The sequence below is a fragment of the Rhodanobacter panaciterrae genome (assembly GCF_014651895.1).
In the GTDB taxonomy this organism is placed as follows: domain Bacteria; phylum Pseudomonadota; class Gammaproteobacteria; order Xanthomonadales; family Rhodanobacteraceae; genus Rhodanobacter; species Rhodanobacter panaciterrae.
In genome coordinates this window covers 389,213-404,351 of the sequence record NZ_BMXT01000001.1, presented here as the reverse complement: position 1 = coordinate 404,351, position 15,139 = coordinate 389,213, and the positions used below count along the sequence as shown (strand labels likewise).

At 62.8% G+C, this 15,139-nt stretch carries 13 protein-coding genes; 5 read left to right on the top strand and 8 right to left on the bottom strand.

Going from position 1 to position 15,139, the window contains the following annotated elements:
• The 4 genes from IE071_RS01810 to lgt form a co-directional block, all read right to left on the bottom strand.
• Entirely contained in the window at positions 1 to 963 is a 963-nt protein-coding gene (locus tag IE071_RS01810) for a Nudix family hydrolase (protein WP_229792696.1), read from the bottom strand.
• The gene (locus IE071_RS01805; RefSeq protein WP_189439471.1) at positions 963 to 1,451 is read right to left on the bottom strand and encodes a dihydrofolate reductase; all 489 of its coding nucleotides are present in this window, start codon (positions 1,449 to 1,451) and stop codon (positions 963 to 965) included. Before IE071_RS01805 ends, IE071_RS01810 begins: the two co-directional genes overlap by 1 nt.
• A gap of 156 nt (positions 1,452 to 1,607) precedes the next feature.
• Positions 1,608 to 2,402: a thymidylate synthase gene (locus tag IE071_RS01800; protein WP_189439470.1), complete on the bottom strand. Its 795-nt coding sequence runs from the start codon at positions 2,400 to 2,402 to the stop codon at positions 1,608 to 1,610.
• Between the two features lie 3 nt (positions 2,403 to 2,405).
• Positions 2,406 to 3,233, bottom strand: coding sequence for a prolipoprotein diacylglyceryl transferase (gene lgt, locus IE071_RS01795; RefSeq protein WP_189439469.1), 828 nt, complete (start codon positions 3,231 to 3,233; stop codon positions 2,406 to 2,408).
• A gap of 344 nt (positions 3,234 to 3,577) precedes the next feature.
• On the opposite strand from lgt, the gene IE071_RS01790 reads away from it, so the two are divergent.
• Positions 3,578 to 5,416 (top strand): alpha/beta hydrolase family protein, encoded by a 1,839-nt coding sequence (locus IE071_RS01790; RefSeq protein ID WP_229792695.1) that lies wholly within the window; start codon positions 3,578 to 3,580, stop codon positions 5,414 to 5,416.
• 299 nt (positions 5,417 to 5,715) lie between these two features.
• Positions 5,716 to 8,571, top strand: coding sequence for a TonB-dependent receptor plug domain-containing protein (locus IE071_RS01785; RefSeq protein ID WP_189439468.1), 2,856 nt, complete (start codon positions 5,716 to 5,718; stop codon positions 8,569 to 8,571).
• A gap of 101 nt (positions 8,572 to 8,672) precedes the next feature.
• On the opposite strand, the gene IE071_RS01780 is transcribed toward IE071_RS01785, so the two are convergent.
• The 4 genes from IE071_RS01780 to IE071_RS01765 form a co-directional block, all read right to left on the bottom strand.
• Positions 8,673 to 9,176 carry a TPM domain-containing protein gene (locus tag IE071_RS01780; protein WP_189439467.1) on the bottom strand — a complete coding sequence of 168 codons (504 nt, stop codon included), beginning with the start codon at positions 9,174 to 9,176 and terminating at the stop codon, positions 8,673 to 8,675.
• On the bottom strand, positions 9,176 to 10,060 hold the full coding sequence (locus tag IE071_RS01775) for a TPM domain-containing protein (protein ID WP_189439466.1): 885 nt from the start codon (positions 10,058 to 10,060) through the stop codon (positions 9,176 to 9,178). The genes IE071_RS01780 and IE071_RS01775 overlap by 1 nt, the downstream gene beginning before the upstream one ends.
• Positions 10,060 to 10,680: a LemA family protein gene (locus IE071_RS01770; protein WP_189439465.1), complete on the bottom strand. Its 621-nt coding sequence runs from the start codon at positions 10,678 to 10,680 to the stop codon at positions 10,060 to 10,062. Before IE071_RS01770 ends, IE071_RS01775 begins: the two co-directional genes overlap by 1 nt.
• A gap of 86 nt (positions 10,681 to 10,766) precedes the next feature.
• Positions 10,767 to 11,141 carry a diacylglycerol kinase gene (locus tag IE071_RS01765; RefSeq protein WP_189439464.1) on the bottom strand — a complete coding sequence of 125 codons (375 nt, stop codon included), beginning with the start codon at positions 11,139 to 11,141 and terminating at the stop codon, positions 10,767 to 10,769.
• 347 nt (positions 11,142 to 11,488) lie between these two features.
• Between IE071_RS01765 and IE071_RS01760 the strand changes: the two genes are divergently transcribed.
• The 3 genes from IE071_RS01760 to IE071_RS01750 all read left to right on the top strand — a co-directional run bounded on the left by IE071_RS01760 (position 11,489) and on the right by IE071_RS01750 (position 15,084).
• Complete coding sequence (locus IE071_RS01760; RefSeq protein WP_189439463.1) at positions 11,489 to 13,087, top strand: peptide MFS transporter; 1,599 nt, start codon at positions 11,489 to 11,491, stop codon at positions 13,085 to 13,087.
• 64 nt (positions 13,088 to 13,151) lie between these two features.
• Positions 13,152 to 14,426, top strand: a complete 1,275-nt coding sequence (locus IE071_RS01755) for an ATP-binding protein (RefSeq protein WP_189440844.1) — start codon at positions 13,152 to 13,154, stop codon at positions 14,424 to 14,426.
• A 73-nt stretch (positions 14,427 to 14,499) separates the two neighbouring features.
• Positions 14,500 to 15,084: a response regulator transcription factor gene (locus tag IE071_RS01750; protein WP_189439462.1), complete on the top strand. Its 585-nt coding sequence runs from the start codon at positions 14,500 to 14,502 to the stop codon at positions 15,082 to 15,084.
• Positions 15,085 to 15,139: the final 55 nt, after the last annotated feature.

Below are 15,139 nucleotides of genomic sequence, written 5' to 3'. Positions count from 1 at the left end.
CTAGGGCCAGAATTCGCGAATGCCTGCCACGCCCTGCCCGCTGCACTGGCGGGCCTGCATGCTAAGCGAAGGCGCCATACCACCAAGCGCATAGACCGGCAACGCAGCGGCTTCCGCCAAAGAATGGAAGCGGGACCAGCCCAGCGGTGGCGTTAGCAGGTGACTGGGAGTGGCGGCTACCGGCGACAGGGTGGCGAAATCTGCACCGATATCCGCGGCATGTGCCAGGTGCGCCGCATCGTGACAGCTGGCGCCGACCAATTGCAGCAATGGCAACGGACGCTCTGACAAGGCGACCAGTTGCGCGCTCTTGAGTTGCACGCCGATACCCAGTGCCAGCGCACCGTCAACGTCGCCGTTGAGCAGCAACTGGGCGCCACGCCGACGTACCAGCGGCAGCAGCGCGGCAGCCAGCTCACGGACCAGCTCGCGTGGCCATAACGGCAGGCGCAGTTGCACCAGTTGCGCGCCGTGCTCGATCGTCTGGCCGATCCGCTCGAACCAGATGCCGCGCTGATCCGGGCGCACTTCCGCCGGAGTGATCTGATAACGGTGGGGTAGTCGCAAGGCTTGCAAGATCGCCCGATCGGCCGGGGTCAGCATCGCCGGATCGACCTGCGTCGGTAGCAGCCATTGCAGCGCCTGCCCTTCCAGCGATTGCGGTGAGCCTTCCCACTGATCGGTTTGCCAGGTATCCAGCAGCAGTTCGCGCTCGATGTAACGGCATGGCACCCGAATCAACGGCTCGGCACGTTGCAGGGTGATGCCAAGTTCCTCGTGAAGTTCGCGCGCCAGCGCCGCCAGCGGTGCTTCGCCGGGTTCGAGTTTGCCGCCGGGGAACTCCCATAGGCCGGCCAGATGTTTCCCGGCCGGTCGCTGCGCCAGCAGCACGCGTCCGTCAGCGTCATGCATGACGGCAGCCATCACGTGCATGACTGGCTTCGACGCGGCGGGAACAGGCATCAGCCGTTGCGCAGATATTCGACCATGTCGAAGTCGTAGGCGTGCTCCGCGTCGGCCTTGTGATGCACGCGCGAGACCTCGGTCCAATCGCTGAAATGCACGCCAGGGAAGAACGCATCGGCACCATCGATCGCGGCGCCGACCCAGGTCAGGTACATCCGGCGAGCGCGCGGCAACGCTTCAGCGAACACCATGCCGCCGCCGATCACCATCAGGCCGGTATTGTCGGTGCGCGCCTGCGCCTCTTCCACCGAACGCACGGTGAGCTGACCGGGGAACGGTGCCTCATGGCGGCGCGACAACACCAGGTTGACCCGGTCCGGCAACGCGCGACCGATCGACACGGCGGTGTTGTAGCCCATCAACACGTTCTTGCCGGTAGTCAGTTGCTTGAACCAGCGCAAGTCATCGGGCAGATGCCAGGGCAGTTGACCCTTGCGGCCAATGGCAAAATTTTCGTCGAGGGCGGCAATCAGCGAAATAGCCATAACGAGTCCTTGAAGGCTTGATCAGTGAGGTGGCCTGCGCCTGGGGATGGCGCCGCCTATGACGTGGAATCTTAGCAGGATGCGGCTGCAGCGGCTCCGCGCAGATAGTTGCGAAAGGACCCGCTGGATGGCCGTTCCGCGCACGTCGACGTGCTTCTAGACAGCCACCTCGGCCTTGATCGCCGGATGCGGCTGGTAACCCTCGATCGCGATATCCTCGTAGCGGAAATCGAAGATCGAACGCACCTCCGGGCTGAGCTTCAGTTGCGGCAGCGGTCGCGCTTCACGGCTCAGCTGCAGCCGCGCCTGCTCCATGTGATTGTTGTACAGATGCGCGTCACCGAGGGTATGCACGAAGTCGCCCACGCCCAGTCCACAGACCTGCGCGACCATGTGGGTGAGCAAGGCGTAACTGGCGATGTTGAACGGCACACCGAGGAAAATGTCGCCCGAGCGCTGGTACAACTGGCAACTCAACTTGCCGTCGGCGACGTAAAACTGGAACAGGCTGTGGCATGGCAGCAACGCCATCTTCGGCAGCTCGCCCACGTTCCACGCGCTGACAATCAGGCGGCGCGAATCCGGATTGCGCTTGATCTCGTCGATCACCCACGCGATCTGGTCGACCACGCCGCCATCGGCGGTCGGCCACGCACGCCATTGCTGGCCGTAGACCGGACCGAGGTCGCCGTTCGTATCGGCCCATTCGTCCCAGATGCGCACGCCGTGTTCTTTCAGGTAGGCGATGTTGGTGTCGCCGCGCAGGAACCAGATCAGCTCGTGCACGATCGATTTCAGATGCAGCTTCTTGGTAGTGACCAGCGGGAAGCCCTGGTTGAGATCGAAGCGCAGTTGCCAGCCGAACACGCTACGCGTGCCGGTGCCGGTGCGATCGGTCTTCTCGGTACCGTGATCGAGAACATGGCGGAGCAGATCGAGATAGGCGCGCATGTTTCAGGCCTTCGCGGTAACAGATGCGAGCGGCAGCGTCGGCGCGCGCCTCGACAGCGCAATCAACAGCAGTCCGATCACGATCAACGGCAACGACTGCATCTGTCCCATCGTCACCCATTGCGTACCGAACAGGTAGCCGAGCTGCGCATCGGGTACGCGCACGAATTCCACCGCGAAGCGGAAGCAGCCATACAGCAGCGCGAACAGGCCAGAAACCAGATAACGCGGCCGCGGCTTGAGCGATACCAGCCAGAGCACCACGAACATCGTCACACCTTCCAGCAGCATCTCGTACAACTGCGAGGGATGCCGCGGCAACCGATCCGGCGCGTGCGGAAAGATCATCGCCCACGATACGTCACTGGGCTTGCCCCACAGCTCGCCGTTGATGAAGTTGCCGAGCCGGCCCAGGCCGAGTCCGATCGGCACCAACGGCGCCACGAAATCGACCGTGTCGAAGAAATGCAGCTTGTGCTTGCGCGACCACCACCAGCCGGCGGCCAGCACGCCGAGCAGGCCACCGTGGAAACTCATGCCGCCGTCCCACACTTTGAACAGCGTCTGCGGTGCGGTCCAGATCCAGTCGATATCGACATAGAACAGCATGTACCACACGCGTCCGCCTACGATCACGCCCAGCATGCCGTAGAACAGCAGGTCGCCCAGCGCATCGCGACTGACCGGCAGACGCCCACGCCGACGCCGGTACTCGCCCAACACGGCGACAAAGAAAAAACCGAGCAGATACATCAGCCCGTACCAATGCACCTGGATCGGACCGAGCTGGAAGGCGACCGGATTGATGTCAACGACGAAAGGCTGGGACATGAGGGCAAGACTGGCTGGCAATAGCCAAGTGTAGCGGGCCGGGAAGGACTAGGCGCCAGCCCCTTCCGATCCTGCCGACACGAGCGCTAGAATCGTCGATAGACACTGCCTGTATCGGGGAAAACGGGAATCAGACAGCCGTCATCGCCAGGGATGCCCGCATCCAGCCATGCCGTTGCGCTCCAGACGAGCTGGCTCACCACACGGAGCGTGTCAGGGGGAAATCGATGTCTTACCGTTTTGCGCGGACCATGTTGTCCGCTGCGTGCCTTTTGTTGCCCGTCGCCGCTGTCGCGGCTGACTTGATCCCGGTGGAGGATTTTGCACGGCATCCTCCGTTGTCGATGCCAAGCCTTTCACCGGACGGCCAGCATCTCGCCATCAACTTGGATGATGGCGACTCGCATGCTGTGGTGGTCTATGACGTGGCTGACATGAGCAAGTGGATCAGCCTGCTGCGCCTACCCAAGTACGAACTGGCCATCGGCATCACTTGGGTCAGCAATACCCGGCTGGTGGTGGAGAAAGGCAAGAAATACGGCTCGATCGACAAACCGCTAGCAACCGGCGAGGTGATCGCCACCGACCTCGACGGCAAACACCAGGACTATCTGTACGGCTACCAAAGCTCGTATGGAACCCGCGCGGCGACGCGCGGTGGCGATGAGGGCGCGGGCTTCGTTGCTGGCGTGCCGACTCCGGTCAACAGCCATTTCTACATGACCACGTATAGCTGGAGCAGCAAAGACTTCAGCACGCTCTATGACGTCGACGCAGTCAAGAACACGCGCCATATGATCGGCCAGATCCACGTCGGCGCCCTGAGCTTCATGGTCGGTGCCGATGGTAAGGCCCACTACGCCTATGGTCGTAACGCCGATTGGGATTACGTCATGTACCACCAGCAAGATGGCGGCTGGGCCAAAATGGCCCTGGCCCAGGTCGGCAGCTTCACGCCCCTCTTTTTCACCCCCGACCAGCAACGAATCTACGCGACGTATTCGGCCAGTGGCGGCCCCGCCACACTGGTCGAACAGGACGAGAATGGTGGCAATCGCAAGTTGCTGGCTGGCGACAGCTTCAGCAGCATTGGCACGATGGAGGTGACCGCGCCTCCCTATCAGCCATTCGCCACCACGCTGGCCACCGGCGTGCCGCAATTCAAATACCTCGATGCCGACTCGCCGCCGGCCAAGCTGCATCGGGCACTGAGCCTGAAGTTCCCCGGCAGCTACGTCCACTTCATCAACTTCAGCGAGGACGGCAGCAAGCTGCTGTTCTCGGTCAGCAGCGATCGCGATCCCGGCAGCTACTTCCTGATCGACACGAAGAACTACAAGGTGGTCAAGCTGTTCTCCACCGAGCCATGGATCGATCCGGCCAAGATGGCTGAACGGCGTCCACTGCGTTTCAAGACCAGCGATGGCACCGAGCTGGAAGCCATCCTGACGATCCCCAAGGATGCGAGCCTGGCCAACTTGCCGATGATCCTGGTGCCGCATGGTGGCCCGACTGATGTGCAGGACGACTGGTTCTTCGATGATGATGCTCAGTTCCTGGCCAGTCGCGGCTACCTCGTGCTACAGGTGAACTTCCGCGGATCCAGCGGTCGCGGCGCTAACTTCAAGCAGTCCGGCTATCGCCAGTGGGGTACCGGCATCCAGCGCGACCTGATCGATGCGGTCAAGTGGGCGATCACAGAGAAGTACGCCGACCCCCAGCGCATCTGCATCTATGGCGCCAGCTTCGGCGGTTACTCGGCGATGATGGCGCCGATCCGTGCACCAGGCATGTTCAAGTGCGCCATCGGATACGCCGGCATCTACGACATGGCGATGCGCTACAAGAAAGGCGATACCCAGGAAAGCAAGATCGGTCGCAGTGCACTGCGGATCGAAATGGGTGACGACCCCACCGAGCTGGCGGCCAACTCGCCGGTCAATCTCGCCAGCAAGATCGACGTACCCGTGCTCCTGATTCATGGCGAGGACGACCAGCGCGCACCGTTTGCTCACGCCAAGGCGATGCGTGCCGCGCTCGATGCCGCGCACAAGCCGTACGAGTGGCTGAGCAAGCCGGGCGAAGGCCACGGCTTCTACGACGAGAAGAACAACATCGAGTTCTACAACCTGCTGCAGACTTTTATCGCCAAGCACATCGGCCCCGGCGTCAACACAAATTGAGGTTTGCGGTACAGAAAATCCTGGAAGGCGCTTCGGCGCCTTCTTTTTTGGCCTCTACAACACCTGCGTCGCCTTGGTGTTGCACGCTTCTCGCAGACGCATCGTAAGTTAACGACGTTTTTTCTTGCAGTTTGATTGCCCTTTGACTTAACGTCGGGGTTACATCGTCTTTCCCCCATGCACGACGATGCCGTGGCGCGTAGCCCTAACCCCAGGTGAGACGCGCTATCCCAAAAGCCTGAATGACCAGCTTTTCAAGCCGGTCATTGGCTGTTTTTTGCTCGGAGTTTTACCCACACATGAAACAGAAGACCTTGCTCGCTACCGCTATCACGGCAGCGTTGATGCTGCAGACGTGGACAGTTTCCGCGCAGGACGCGCCCTCCTCCACGGCCCAGGACAGTGCCTCCACCGACCAGGCCAAACAGCTTGATACCGTCACGGTTACCGGTTCGCGCATTCGCAGTGTGGACATGGAAACCGCACAACCGGTGTTTACGATTGATCGCGCCGAGATCCTGAAACAGGGATATGTCAGCGTCGGCGACATCTTGTCGCACATCACCGCTGCCGGCTCGCCGAGCTACAGCCGCTCCGCCGTGCTGACCTCCAATACCTACGCCGGCAGCTCCACGGTCGAACTGCGTGGCCTGGGTGCCGCCCGCACGCTGGTGCTGGTGGATGGTCGCCGTTGGGGTACCAATGCCGACGGCTTCACCGATCTGGACACGATCCCCTCCTCGATCATCGAGCGTATCGATGTGTTGAAGGACGGTGCGTCGGCCATCTACGGCTCCGACGCGATCGCCGGCGTGATCAACATCATCACCCGCACGAACATCAAGGGCGGCGACGCCAATGTCTACTACGGCCAGTACGGCAAGGGCGATGGCGCGCAGCAGCAGTACGATTTCACCTGGGGCAACAAGCTCGGCAAGCTGTCCTATGTGTTCAGCGGCACCTACGCCAAGGAAGATCCGGTATGGGCGAGCGATCGCGACTTCTCGCGCTACCCGCTGGGCCCGCGTCACCCGACGGAAGGCCTGTCCTCCTTCGGTCCGGGCGGCCTGATCCTGAACGGCCCCGATGGCCCCATCAAGCTCAACCCGGGTGCCGATCCGACCAATATCGGCAACTATCACGACTTCACCAGCGCCGACAAATACAACGCCGACCAGCAGATGATGCTGCTCAACGGTGCCAAGCGTAAGTCGCTGTTCGGCAAGACCACCTACGAGATCTCCAGCGACATCAGCGCACACGCCGACGCGGCCTACACCGAGCGCACGGCGAATATCCAGGTCGCGGGTTATCCGATCGGCACGTCCAACACGGGCGTGGCGCTGGACAAGGACAGCTATTACAACCCGCTGGGCAGCCAGCAGGGCTACGCCGCTCCGCAGGACGTCGAGTTCCTGCGCCGTGGTGTCGAGACGCCGCGCGTGACCAAGAACACGCTGAAGACCTATCGCGTCGGCGCCGGTCTCGACGGTGTTTTCCAGGTTGGTGAGCGCAACTTCAACTGGGATGTCAATGCCTTCTACAACAAGAATCATGGCGACATCTTCGGCACCGGCAACTACAACCTGCTGAACCTCGAAAAGGCGCTTGGCCCATCCTTCAAGGACACTGATGGCGTGGTCAAATGCGGCAGCCCGGGTGCCGTGATCGCCGGTTGCACGCCGGTGAACATCCTGTCTGGCGCAGGTGGCCTGACCCAGCAGATGCGCGACTATATCGGCGTCAACACCAATGGCACGTATGGCACCCAGACCACCGGTTTCGCCGCCAATATCGGTGGCGATGTGGTCCAACTGCCGGCGGGCATGGTGCAGTTTGCCGCTGGCGTGGAATACCGTCGCGAGGCTGGTTACAACCGTCCGGACGGCTTCTCGCAGACCGGCAACTCCACCGATCTGGCCTCGGACTCTTCGTCGGGCAAGTACAACACCAAGGAAGCCTACGCGGAGTTGAACATTCCCGTGCTGGTCGACATCACAGGTGCAAAGCTGCTGTCGGTCGATCTGGCCAGCCGCTTTTCCAAGTACAGCACCTTCGGCAACACCACCAACAGCAAGTTCGGCATTCAGTGGAAGCCGATCGATGACCTGTTGGTGCGCGGCAGCATCTCGGAAGGCTTCCGCTCCCCAACCATCAACGATCTGTACGGCGGCCAGTCGCAAACCTTCGACAACTACACCGATCCTTGCGACGCCACCTTTGGCGCCGTGGCGAACGGCAACGCCAATGCGATCGCGGCATGCCGTGCAGCAGGCCTGGGTGCGAACTTCCACCAGACTGACTCTTCCGGCCTGCCGGTCGATTCGGTCGACTCACAGTCCACCACGCCGTTCCTCTCCGGCTCCAACGTGAAGCTCCAGCCCGAAACATCGCTCAGCAAGACGCTGGGCTTTGTCTACAGCCCGAGCTATGTCGACGGCCTCAACCTGTCGCTGGACTGGTACAACATCCGCATCAAGAACCTGATCAGCTCGGTTTCGTCCAACGACGTGCTGGATGATTGCTACCTGCGTGGCATTCAAAGCGCGTGCGGTCAGTTCTCGCGCGACAGTAACGGTCAGGTGATCAACCTGAGCCACACGCTGACCAACCGCGGCCACCTGGAAAACGAAGGCTACGACTTCAACGTCGCCTACCGTTTGCCAAAGCTGTCGTTCGGCCAGTTCAAAGTCGGCCTGGATACCAACTACGTCAGCAAGTACAACCTGAATCCCGGTTCCGGTTACCCGATCAGCTACGACGTGGGCCAGTACTCCACCTGGCGTGTCCGCTCCAATGCCAGTCTGGACTGGAGCTATGGCAACTTCGGCGCCACCTGGGGCGTGCGTTACTACTCTGGCCTGAAGGAAGACTGCTCGTTCGTTGCTGAATGCAGCTTGCCGAACTATTTCACGCCGGGCGTGGGCATCACTCCGAAGCGTCAGGTCGGCGGCATTGCCTTCAACGACCTGTCGGTGCGTTGGAACACGTCGTGGAATGGCACCATTTCGCTGGGTGCCAACAACCTGTTCAATCGCCAGAGCCCGTTGTTCTACACCGCATCGAGCAACTCGATCGGTAACAGCGGCTTTGTTGCCAACCCGTCGTACGACATCGGCCGTTTCTGGTACGTGCGTTACAACCAGAAGTTCTGATCGATCGCTTCGAGCAAGACAAAAATGGCGGGCCAGTGGCCCGCCATTTTTTTGCCCGCCGCAGAAAGTTTTCGCTCTCTTATGAGGAAGCCGCAGACGGCTCACAGCAATACCGGTCGATCCGGCAGTTCATCCGGCTTGGCATTGTCGCTACCGGGGAAGTGCCTGGCCAGCAATGCATGCGCCGCAGCGATGCCTTCGAGGCTGCCATCACGCCATTGCCCACGGGCATAGCACTCGCGCATGCGTGCGCAGATCGCATCCCATTCGGCCGTCGTCACCCGTGCGGCGATGCCGCGATCAGCGACGATCTCGATGCGGTGTTCAGCCATCAGTACGTAGAACAGCACACCGCTGTTGTGTTCGGTATCCCACACACGCAGTTGGGTGAACACCTGGCGCGCGCGGGCTGGCGCATCGAGGCCATCCAGCACCGCCAACGGAGCCAGTCGCGACTCGACCGCGAAACAGACTTCACCAAGATGCGTGCGTTCGCCGGCGGCAATCGCCGTGGCCATCTCGTCCAGTAGCGCAGCCGGAAAACGCCGGCGCAGTTGAAACCAGCCACCGAACAGATTGGTCAGCATTCGCTGCATGCGTGCCATCACCAGCTCCCCGACGAACCGCCGCCGCCGAAGCTGCCGCCACCGCCGCTGAAACCGCCACCGCCAAAGCCACCGCCTCCGCTGCCACCACCCCAGCCACCACCACCGAAGCCACCCCAGCCACCGCCGCCGATCGAACGGCCGGCACCACCGGGCAACAGCATCAGCACGCCGCCGACCAGCGCGCCGATGATGCCGGCACCCATCGAAATCAGCAGCCACAGCAGCCCACCGACCAGCACCGCACCCAGCGGCGCGCGCACCCAGGGCGTGGCCCGGCCCAGCATGCTGCGCAGGAACAGCGCCACGAATACGCCGATCATCAGACCGTTCTGCAGCCCTGGGCCAGAGCGCTCGTCATCAGCAGAGCCCTGCACCGGTGGCGGCAATGCCTCACCGTTGATCAACTGGGTCAACTCGCCGACCGCGTCGCTGATCCCGCCGAAATAATCGTTGCTGCGAAATTTCGGCGCGATGTATTCGCGGGTAATCCGCGCGGTGGCCGCGTCGGGAATCGCACCTTCCAACCCGTAGCCCACCTCGATGCGCACGCGTCGATCGTTCTTCGCGACCAGCAGCAGCACGCCGTCATCGATGCCCTTGCGGCCGACCTTGTTCGTCTCGGCCACTGCCAGCGAATAGCTTTCGATGTCCTGTCCCGCCGTGCTGTCGACCATCAGCACGGTCAGCTGCGCGCCCTTGGCCTTTTCCAGCGCGACCAGCTGTGCATCCAGCTGATCGACCTGCGGCGCGGTCAGCGTGCCGGTGAGGTCGGTGACGTGACGGGCGAGCTTCGGCACCGCATCAGCCGCATGCAGCAACGCCGGCGACAGCAAGGCCATCGCCAGCAGCAGGCACAGGCGCGGCCAGCGCCGGGCCATCATCAATGCGTCGAGGCGGCGGGTGCAGGCGTGCCGGTACCGAAGTCCACCGTCGGCGCGGTGGAGATGGCCTTCTCGTTGTCCACGCTGAAGTTCGGCTTGACCGTGTAGCCGAACATCTTGGCGGTGAGGTTGTTCGGGAAGGTGCGGATCATCTCGTTGTACTGCTGCACCGCCTGCACATAGCGGTTGCGCGCCACGGTAACGCGGTTCTCGGTGCCTTCGAGCTGGGCCTGCAGGTTCTGGAACAGGCCGTCGGCCTTGAGCTGCGGATAATTTTCGCTGACCACCATCAGGCGCGACAGCGCGCTGCCCAGCTGCCCCTGTGCCGCCTGAAACTGCTGCAGCTTCTGCGGGTCGTTGAGCGTATCCGCATTGACCTGCAGGCTGCCGACCTTGGCGCGGGCCTCGGTCACCTCGACGAAGACTTTCTCCTCGTGCTGCGCATAGCCCTTGACCGTGTTGACCAGGTTCGGCACCAGATCGGCGCGGCGCTGGTACTGGTTGAGCACTTCGGACCAGGCGGCCTTGACCGCTTCATCCTGCCGCTGCATCGCGTTGTAACCGCAGCCGGTCAGGCTGACGGCGAGCAACAGCAGCACGAGATTGCGCAGAAGTTTCATGGAGTCGCTCCGAACCGGTGGAAGATCATTCCATCATCCCATGCCATTCGGTGCAATCGTGTCAGCTCGTGATGAACACCAGCCGCTCAGCCGAACAGGCGCGGCCCGAGAATCAGCGCCCAGCTCAGCGCCACCATCACCAGCAGCACGAACACCGCCGCCGAACCCATGTCCTTGGCGCGTCCGGCCAGTTCGTGGAATTCCGGGCTGACCTTGTCGACCACCGCCTCGATCGCCGAATTGAGCAACTCGGCCGAGAGCACCAGCAACGGCGCCACGATCAACGCGAATTTCTCCAGTCCGCCGTCACCGAGCCACAGACCCAGCGGCACCATGACGATCACCAGACAGGCTTCCAGCCGGAACGACGCCTCATGGCGCCAGGCCGCCCGGAAACCTTTCATCGACCACTGGAACGCGTTCCAGAGCTGCTTCGGACCACGAAAACCTTCGGCGGCCATCGCGACGCGCCGGCTCAGGCCGCCGCCGGCAGCGGCGACCCGGCAAGAGCCATGACGGCAACAACGAACGGCGGAAGCTCGACGATCGACATGGTGGCAACTTCCCCGCAGGCAGTTTGATTCAGGCGGTCATGATGCCACAGGCACCCGCCGCAAGCGGCCCGCCAGCGCCATGGCACGGCCGATTTGCTGCCGTTGCGCGGCTGGCGCAGGTTTTTGCCATGTCGCACTGCAGCTACACCGTGATGGCGAATAGGTTACGCTTCGTCGGTTGTGATCCGTTCAGGATCGCATGTCACAGACGACACTCTGGCGTCGTCACGGTTTGAATCACGCACGGAAAAGATATGGCAATCCAGAACCCGCCCGTCTCGCAGACGCGCTCCTTCACTACCGTCTTCATGATCGAGATGTGGGAGCGTTTCGGCTTCTACGGCATGCAGGTGTTGATGGTCACCTTCCTGATGAAGAAGCTTGGCTTCGTCGACACCAAGGCCAACCTGGTCTGGGGCGCGGCGGCCGCGCTGATCTACGCGACGCCGGCGATCGGTGGCTGGGTCGGCGACAAGCTGCTGGGCACGCGACGCACCATGCTGATCGGCGCGACGGTGCTGGCGATCGGCTACGGCATCCTGTGGATCCCGCCGGAGACGCTGGGTCTGACCGATGGCGGCAGTGGCCTGATGGCCTTGTTGACCCCAGCCAACCTCACCTATTTCGCGCTCGGCGTGATCGTGGTCGGCAACGGCTTCTTCAAGCCCAACGCGGGCAACCTGGTGCGCAAGATCTACGAGGGCGACGACACCAAGATCGACAGCGCATTCACCATCTACTACATGGCGGTGAACATCGGCTCGATGATCTCGATGACTGCTACACCGTGGATCCGCGATGTCGTCGGCAAACGCTACGGCGATTCGATGGGCTGGCACACCGCGTTCGGCGTCTGCGCGATCGGCCTGATCCTGGGCATGGTCAATTACCTGTTCATGCGTCGCGCGCTCCGGCACATCGGTTCGCCTGCAGACGACCTGCCGATGAACATGCGTCGCGCGCTGCCGGTCTTCGGCGCGGCCTTCCTGCTGATTTTCGTCGTCGCATTCATCCTGCAGAGCCAAGCCGTGGCGAAGGTCTGCGTCTACGCTGCCGGCGTGCTGATCCTGGGCGTTTTCGCGCACCTGATCCGCAGCAGCAAGCCCAGCGAGCGCGCCGGCCTGATCGCGGCGCTGGTGCTGACCGTGCAGACGATCTTCTTCTTCATCTTCTACTCGCAGATGGCGACGTCGCTGAACCTGTTCGCGCAGCACAACGTGGACCTGTCGTTCAACGTATTCGGGATGCACCTGTTCAACTGGATTCCCGAGCAGTACCAGAACCTCAATGCGATCTGGATCGTCGTCTTGAGCCCGGTGCTGGTGTTCGCTTACAACGCGCTTGGCCGGGTCGGCAAGGATCCCTCGATCGCACTGAAGTTCGCGCTGGGCTTCGCCGCCGTGGCCGTAGGTTTCTTCATGTATGGCGTGGGCGCAAGCGCAGCGGTGGCCGGCCAGGTGTCGTCGTGGACGATGGTCTGGGGCTATGGCTGGTATTCGCTGGGCGAGTTGCTGGTCAGCGGGCTCGGGCTGGCGATGATCGCCCGCTATGTGCCTTCACGCATGGGCGGCTTCATGATGGGCGCGTACTACGTGGCCGTGGGCCTGTCGCAGTACCTCGGCAGCATCGTGGCGAACTATGCGCACATCCCCGACAACATCACCGATCCGGTGCAGTCGCTGACGATCTACGTGAGCCTGTTCAACAAGCTCGGTTTCGTCGGCATCGCCTGCGTAGTAATCGCACTGGTCATGCTGCCGCTGATGAACAAGCTGTCGGCCAGCCACTCCGATCCGGCGAACAACCACAATCCGCTGCCCGCCGTACGCAGCGAGGAATTCAACAACCCGTGAGTCCGATGAACCCGCCGCCGCTGGCGGCGGGTTCCACAGGTTTTCTGATCAGCCCATGATCGCGATGTCACATCGCAGCACCACCTACATCGGCCCCTTCGCTCTCGCCCGGACACTGGCGTGGTTGAGACTCTGCGCGATCGCCGGACAGAGCGTCGCCGTACTCGTCTGCGCGTGGTGGATGCAGTTGCAGATCCCGTTACTGCCGTTGCTTGTCGGCATCGGTCTGCTCGCGGTTTTCTCGGTGTTCGCCGCGTGGAGGCTACGCCAGCCATGGCCGGTGCGCGAATGGGAAACCATCGGCCACATCGCCGCCGATACGCTGGTGCTCGGCTATCTGCTGTATTTCACCGGTGGCGCCAGCAATCCGTTCATCACCCTGCTGCTGGTGCCGATCGCGTTGAGCGCCGCAGCGCTGTCGGTGCGCGCCATCCTGGCGGTGGCCGCACTGGCCGGCGTTGCTTATGTGATCCTGTTGTACTGGCATGTGTCGTTACCGATGCCGATGCACGGCGAGGTGCGCGGCGGCTTCTCGCTGCACGTGGCCGGCATGGCCGTGAATTTCGTGATCAGCGCACTGCTGCTGGGCTTCTTCATCAACCGGCTGGCGCACGCGTTGCGTGTGCAGCAGCTGGAAGTGCAGCGGGTGCGCGAGCGCGCGCTGCGCGACGAGGGCATTCTGGCAATCGCCACCCAGGCCGCCGGTGCCGCGCACGAGCTCAACACACCGCTGTCGACGATGCGCACCCTGCTGCCGGAACTACGCCGCGAGCACGTCGGCGATACCTCGCTGGCCGAAGACTTGGCGCTGCTGGAGGGTCAGGTCGATCGCTGCCGCACGATCCTTCGCGAGATGGTCGCGTTCGGCAAGGCGCAGTTGTCGCAGGAACCGGAACGGCTCAGCGTGACCGAGTTCATCCACGGCTGCCTGGAACGCTTCCAGCTGCTGCGACCCGAGGCCGAGCTGACCCTGGAACTGGACGACACCACGGCGCAGACCGTGCTGCGCACACCGCCGGGGCTACGTCATGCGCTGCTCAACCTGCTCAACAACGCGGCCGATGCCTCGGCCAGCCGCCACTCGCACGCGGTTGAGTTGCTGGTATCGCGCGATACCGGCTGGCTGCAATTGAGCGTGCGCGATCATGGCCCCGGCTTTGGCGCCACTGGCGAGCCTACCCTGCTCGGCCACTCGCAAAAACAGAGTGGGCTCGGCATCGGCCTGGCCCTCGCCGAAGCCACCGCCGAACGCCTCAACGGCGAGATGATTGCCGGCAATACCGACCACGGCGCGGAAGTCTGTCTGCGCCTGCCTTTGGCGGTGATCGCCGAAAAATGACTCGCTGGCGCACGTGCAAGCGTCCGCGCTTCCGGCAAGAATGGGCTTTGCTCCACTTTCAGGAAACACCGTAATGACCGAGTTGCCCCACGCCGCCACAGCACGTCCGTTACTGCTGGTCGACGACGATGCCACCTTCCTGCGCGTGCTGGCGCGAGCACTCAGCTCGCGCGGCTTCGAGGTCATCACCGCGAGCAATTTCGATGAAGCCCGCGCACTGACCCGCCGGCATCAGCCGCGCTATTGCGTACTCGACCTGAAGCTGGGCGAAGACAATGGCCTGCGCCTGATTCCCGAGCTGCATGCGCTGGTGCCGGACCTGCGCGTGCTGCTGCTGACCGGCTACGCCTCGATCGCCACTGCAGTGGAGGCGATCAAACGCGGCGCGCACGACTATCTGGCCAAACCGGTCGATGCCGACGCGGTGGTGCGCGCCCTGCTCGATGGCGACAGCGACAGCGAGGACAGCGACCTACCGGAGGCTCCCGAACAGCCGCTGGCACTGCGCCGGCTGGAGTGGGAGCACATCCAGCGCGTGCTGACCGAATGCGACGGCAACATCTCCGAAACCGCACGCCGGCTCGGCATGCACCGCCGCACCCTGCAGCGCAAATTGAGCAAGCACCCGGTGCGCGAACGGCCCGAACGCGACGACTGATTCCTCGGTCGCCCGCCGGGGCAAGGTCGGCGGGCACCTTTCAGCGCCTGCCGCA

What these genes read in the sequence shown, in the direction of transcription:
- IE071_RS01810 (WP_229792696.1), bottom strand. Translation starts at nt 963, where the DNA reads ATGCCTGTTCCCGCCGCGTCGAAGCCAGTCATGCACGTGATGGCTGCC.
- IE071_RS01805 (WP_189439471.1), bottom strand. Translation starts at nt 1,451, where the DNA reads ATGGCTATTTCGCTGATTGCCGCCCTCGACGAAAATTTTGCCATTGGC.
- IE071_RS01800 (WP_189439470.1), bottom strand. Translation starts at nt 2,402, where the DNA reads ATGCGCGCCTATCTCGATCTGCTCCGCCATGTTCTCGATCACGGTACC.
- lgt (WP_189439469.1), bottom strand. Translation starts at nt 3,233, where the DNA reads ATGTCCCAGCCTTTCGTCGTTGACATCAATCCGGTCGCCTTCCAGCTC.
- IE071_RS01790 (WP_229792695.1), top strand. Translation starts at nt 3,578, where the DNA reads ATGCCAAGCCTTTCACCGGACGGCCAGCATCTCGCCATCAACTTGGAT.
- IE071_RS01785 (WP_189439468.1), top strand. Translation starts at nt 5,716, where the DNA reads ATGAAACAGAAGACCTTGCTCGCTACCGCTATCACGGCAGCGTTGATG.
- IE071_RS01780 (WP_189439467.1), bottom strand. Translation starts at nt 9,176, where the DNA reads ATGGCACGCATGCAGCGAATGCTGACCAATCTGTTCGGTGGCTGGTTT.
- IE071_RS01775 (WP_189439466.1), bottom strand. Translation starts at nt 10,060, where the DNA reads ATGATGGCCCGGCGCTGGCCGCGCCTGTGCCTGCTGCTGGCGATGGCC.
- IE071_RS01770 (WP_189439465.1), bottom strand. Translation starts at nt 10,680, where the DNA reads ATGAAACTTCTGCGCAATCTCGTGCTGCTGTTGCTCGCCGTCAGCCTG.
- IE071_RS01765 (WP_189439464.1), bottom strand. Translation starts at nt 11,141, where the DNA reads ATGGCCGCCGAAGGTTTTCGTGGTCCGAAGCAGCTCTGGAACGCGTTC.
- IE071_RS01760 (WP_189439463.1), top strand. Translation starts at nt 11,489, where the DNA reads ATGGCAATCCAGAACCCGCCCGTCTCGCAGACGCGCTCCTTCACTACC.
- IE071_RS01755 (WP_189440844.1), top strand. Translation starts at nt 13,152, where the DNA reads ATGTCACATCGCAGCACCACCTACATCGGCCCCTTCGCTCTCGCCCGG.
- IE071_RS01750 (WP_189439462.1), top strand. Translation starts at nt 14,500, where the DNA reads ATGACCGAGTTGCCCCACGCCGCCACAGCACGTCCGTTACTGCTGGTC.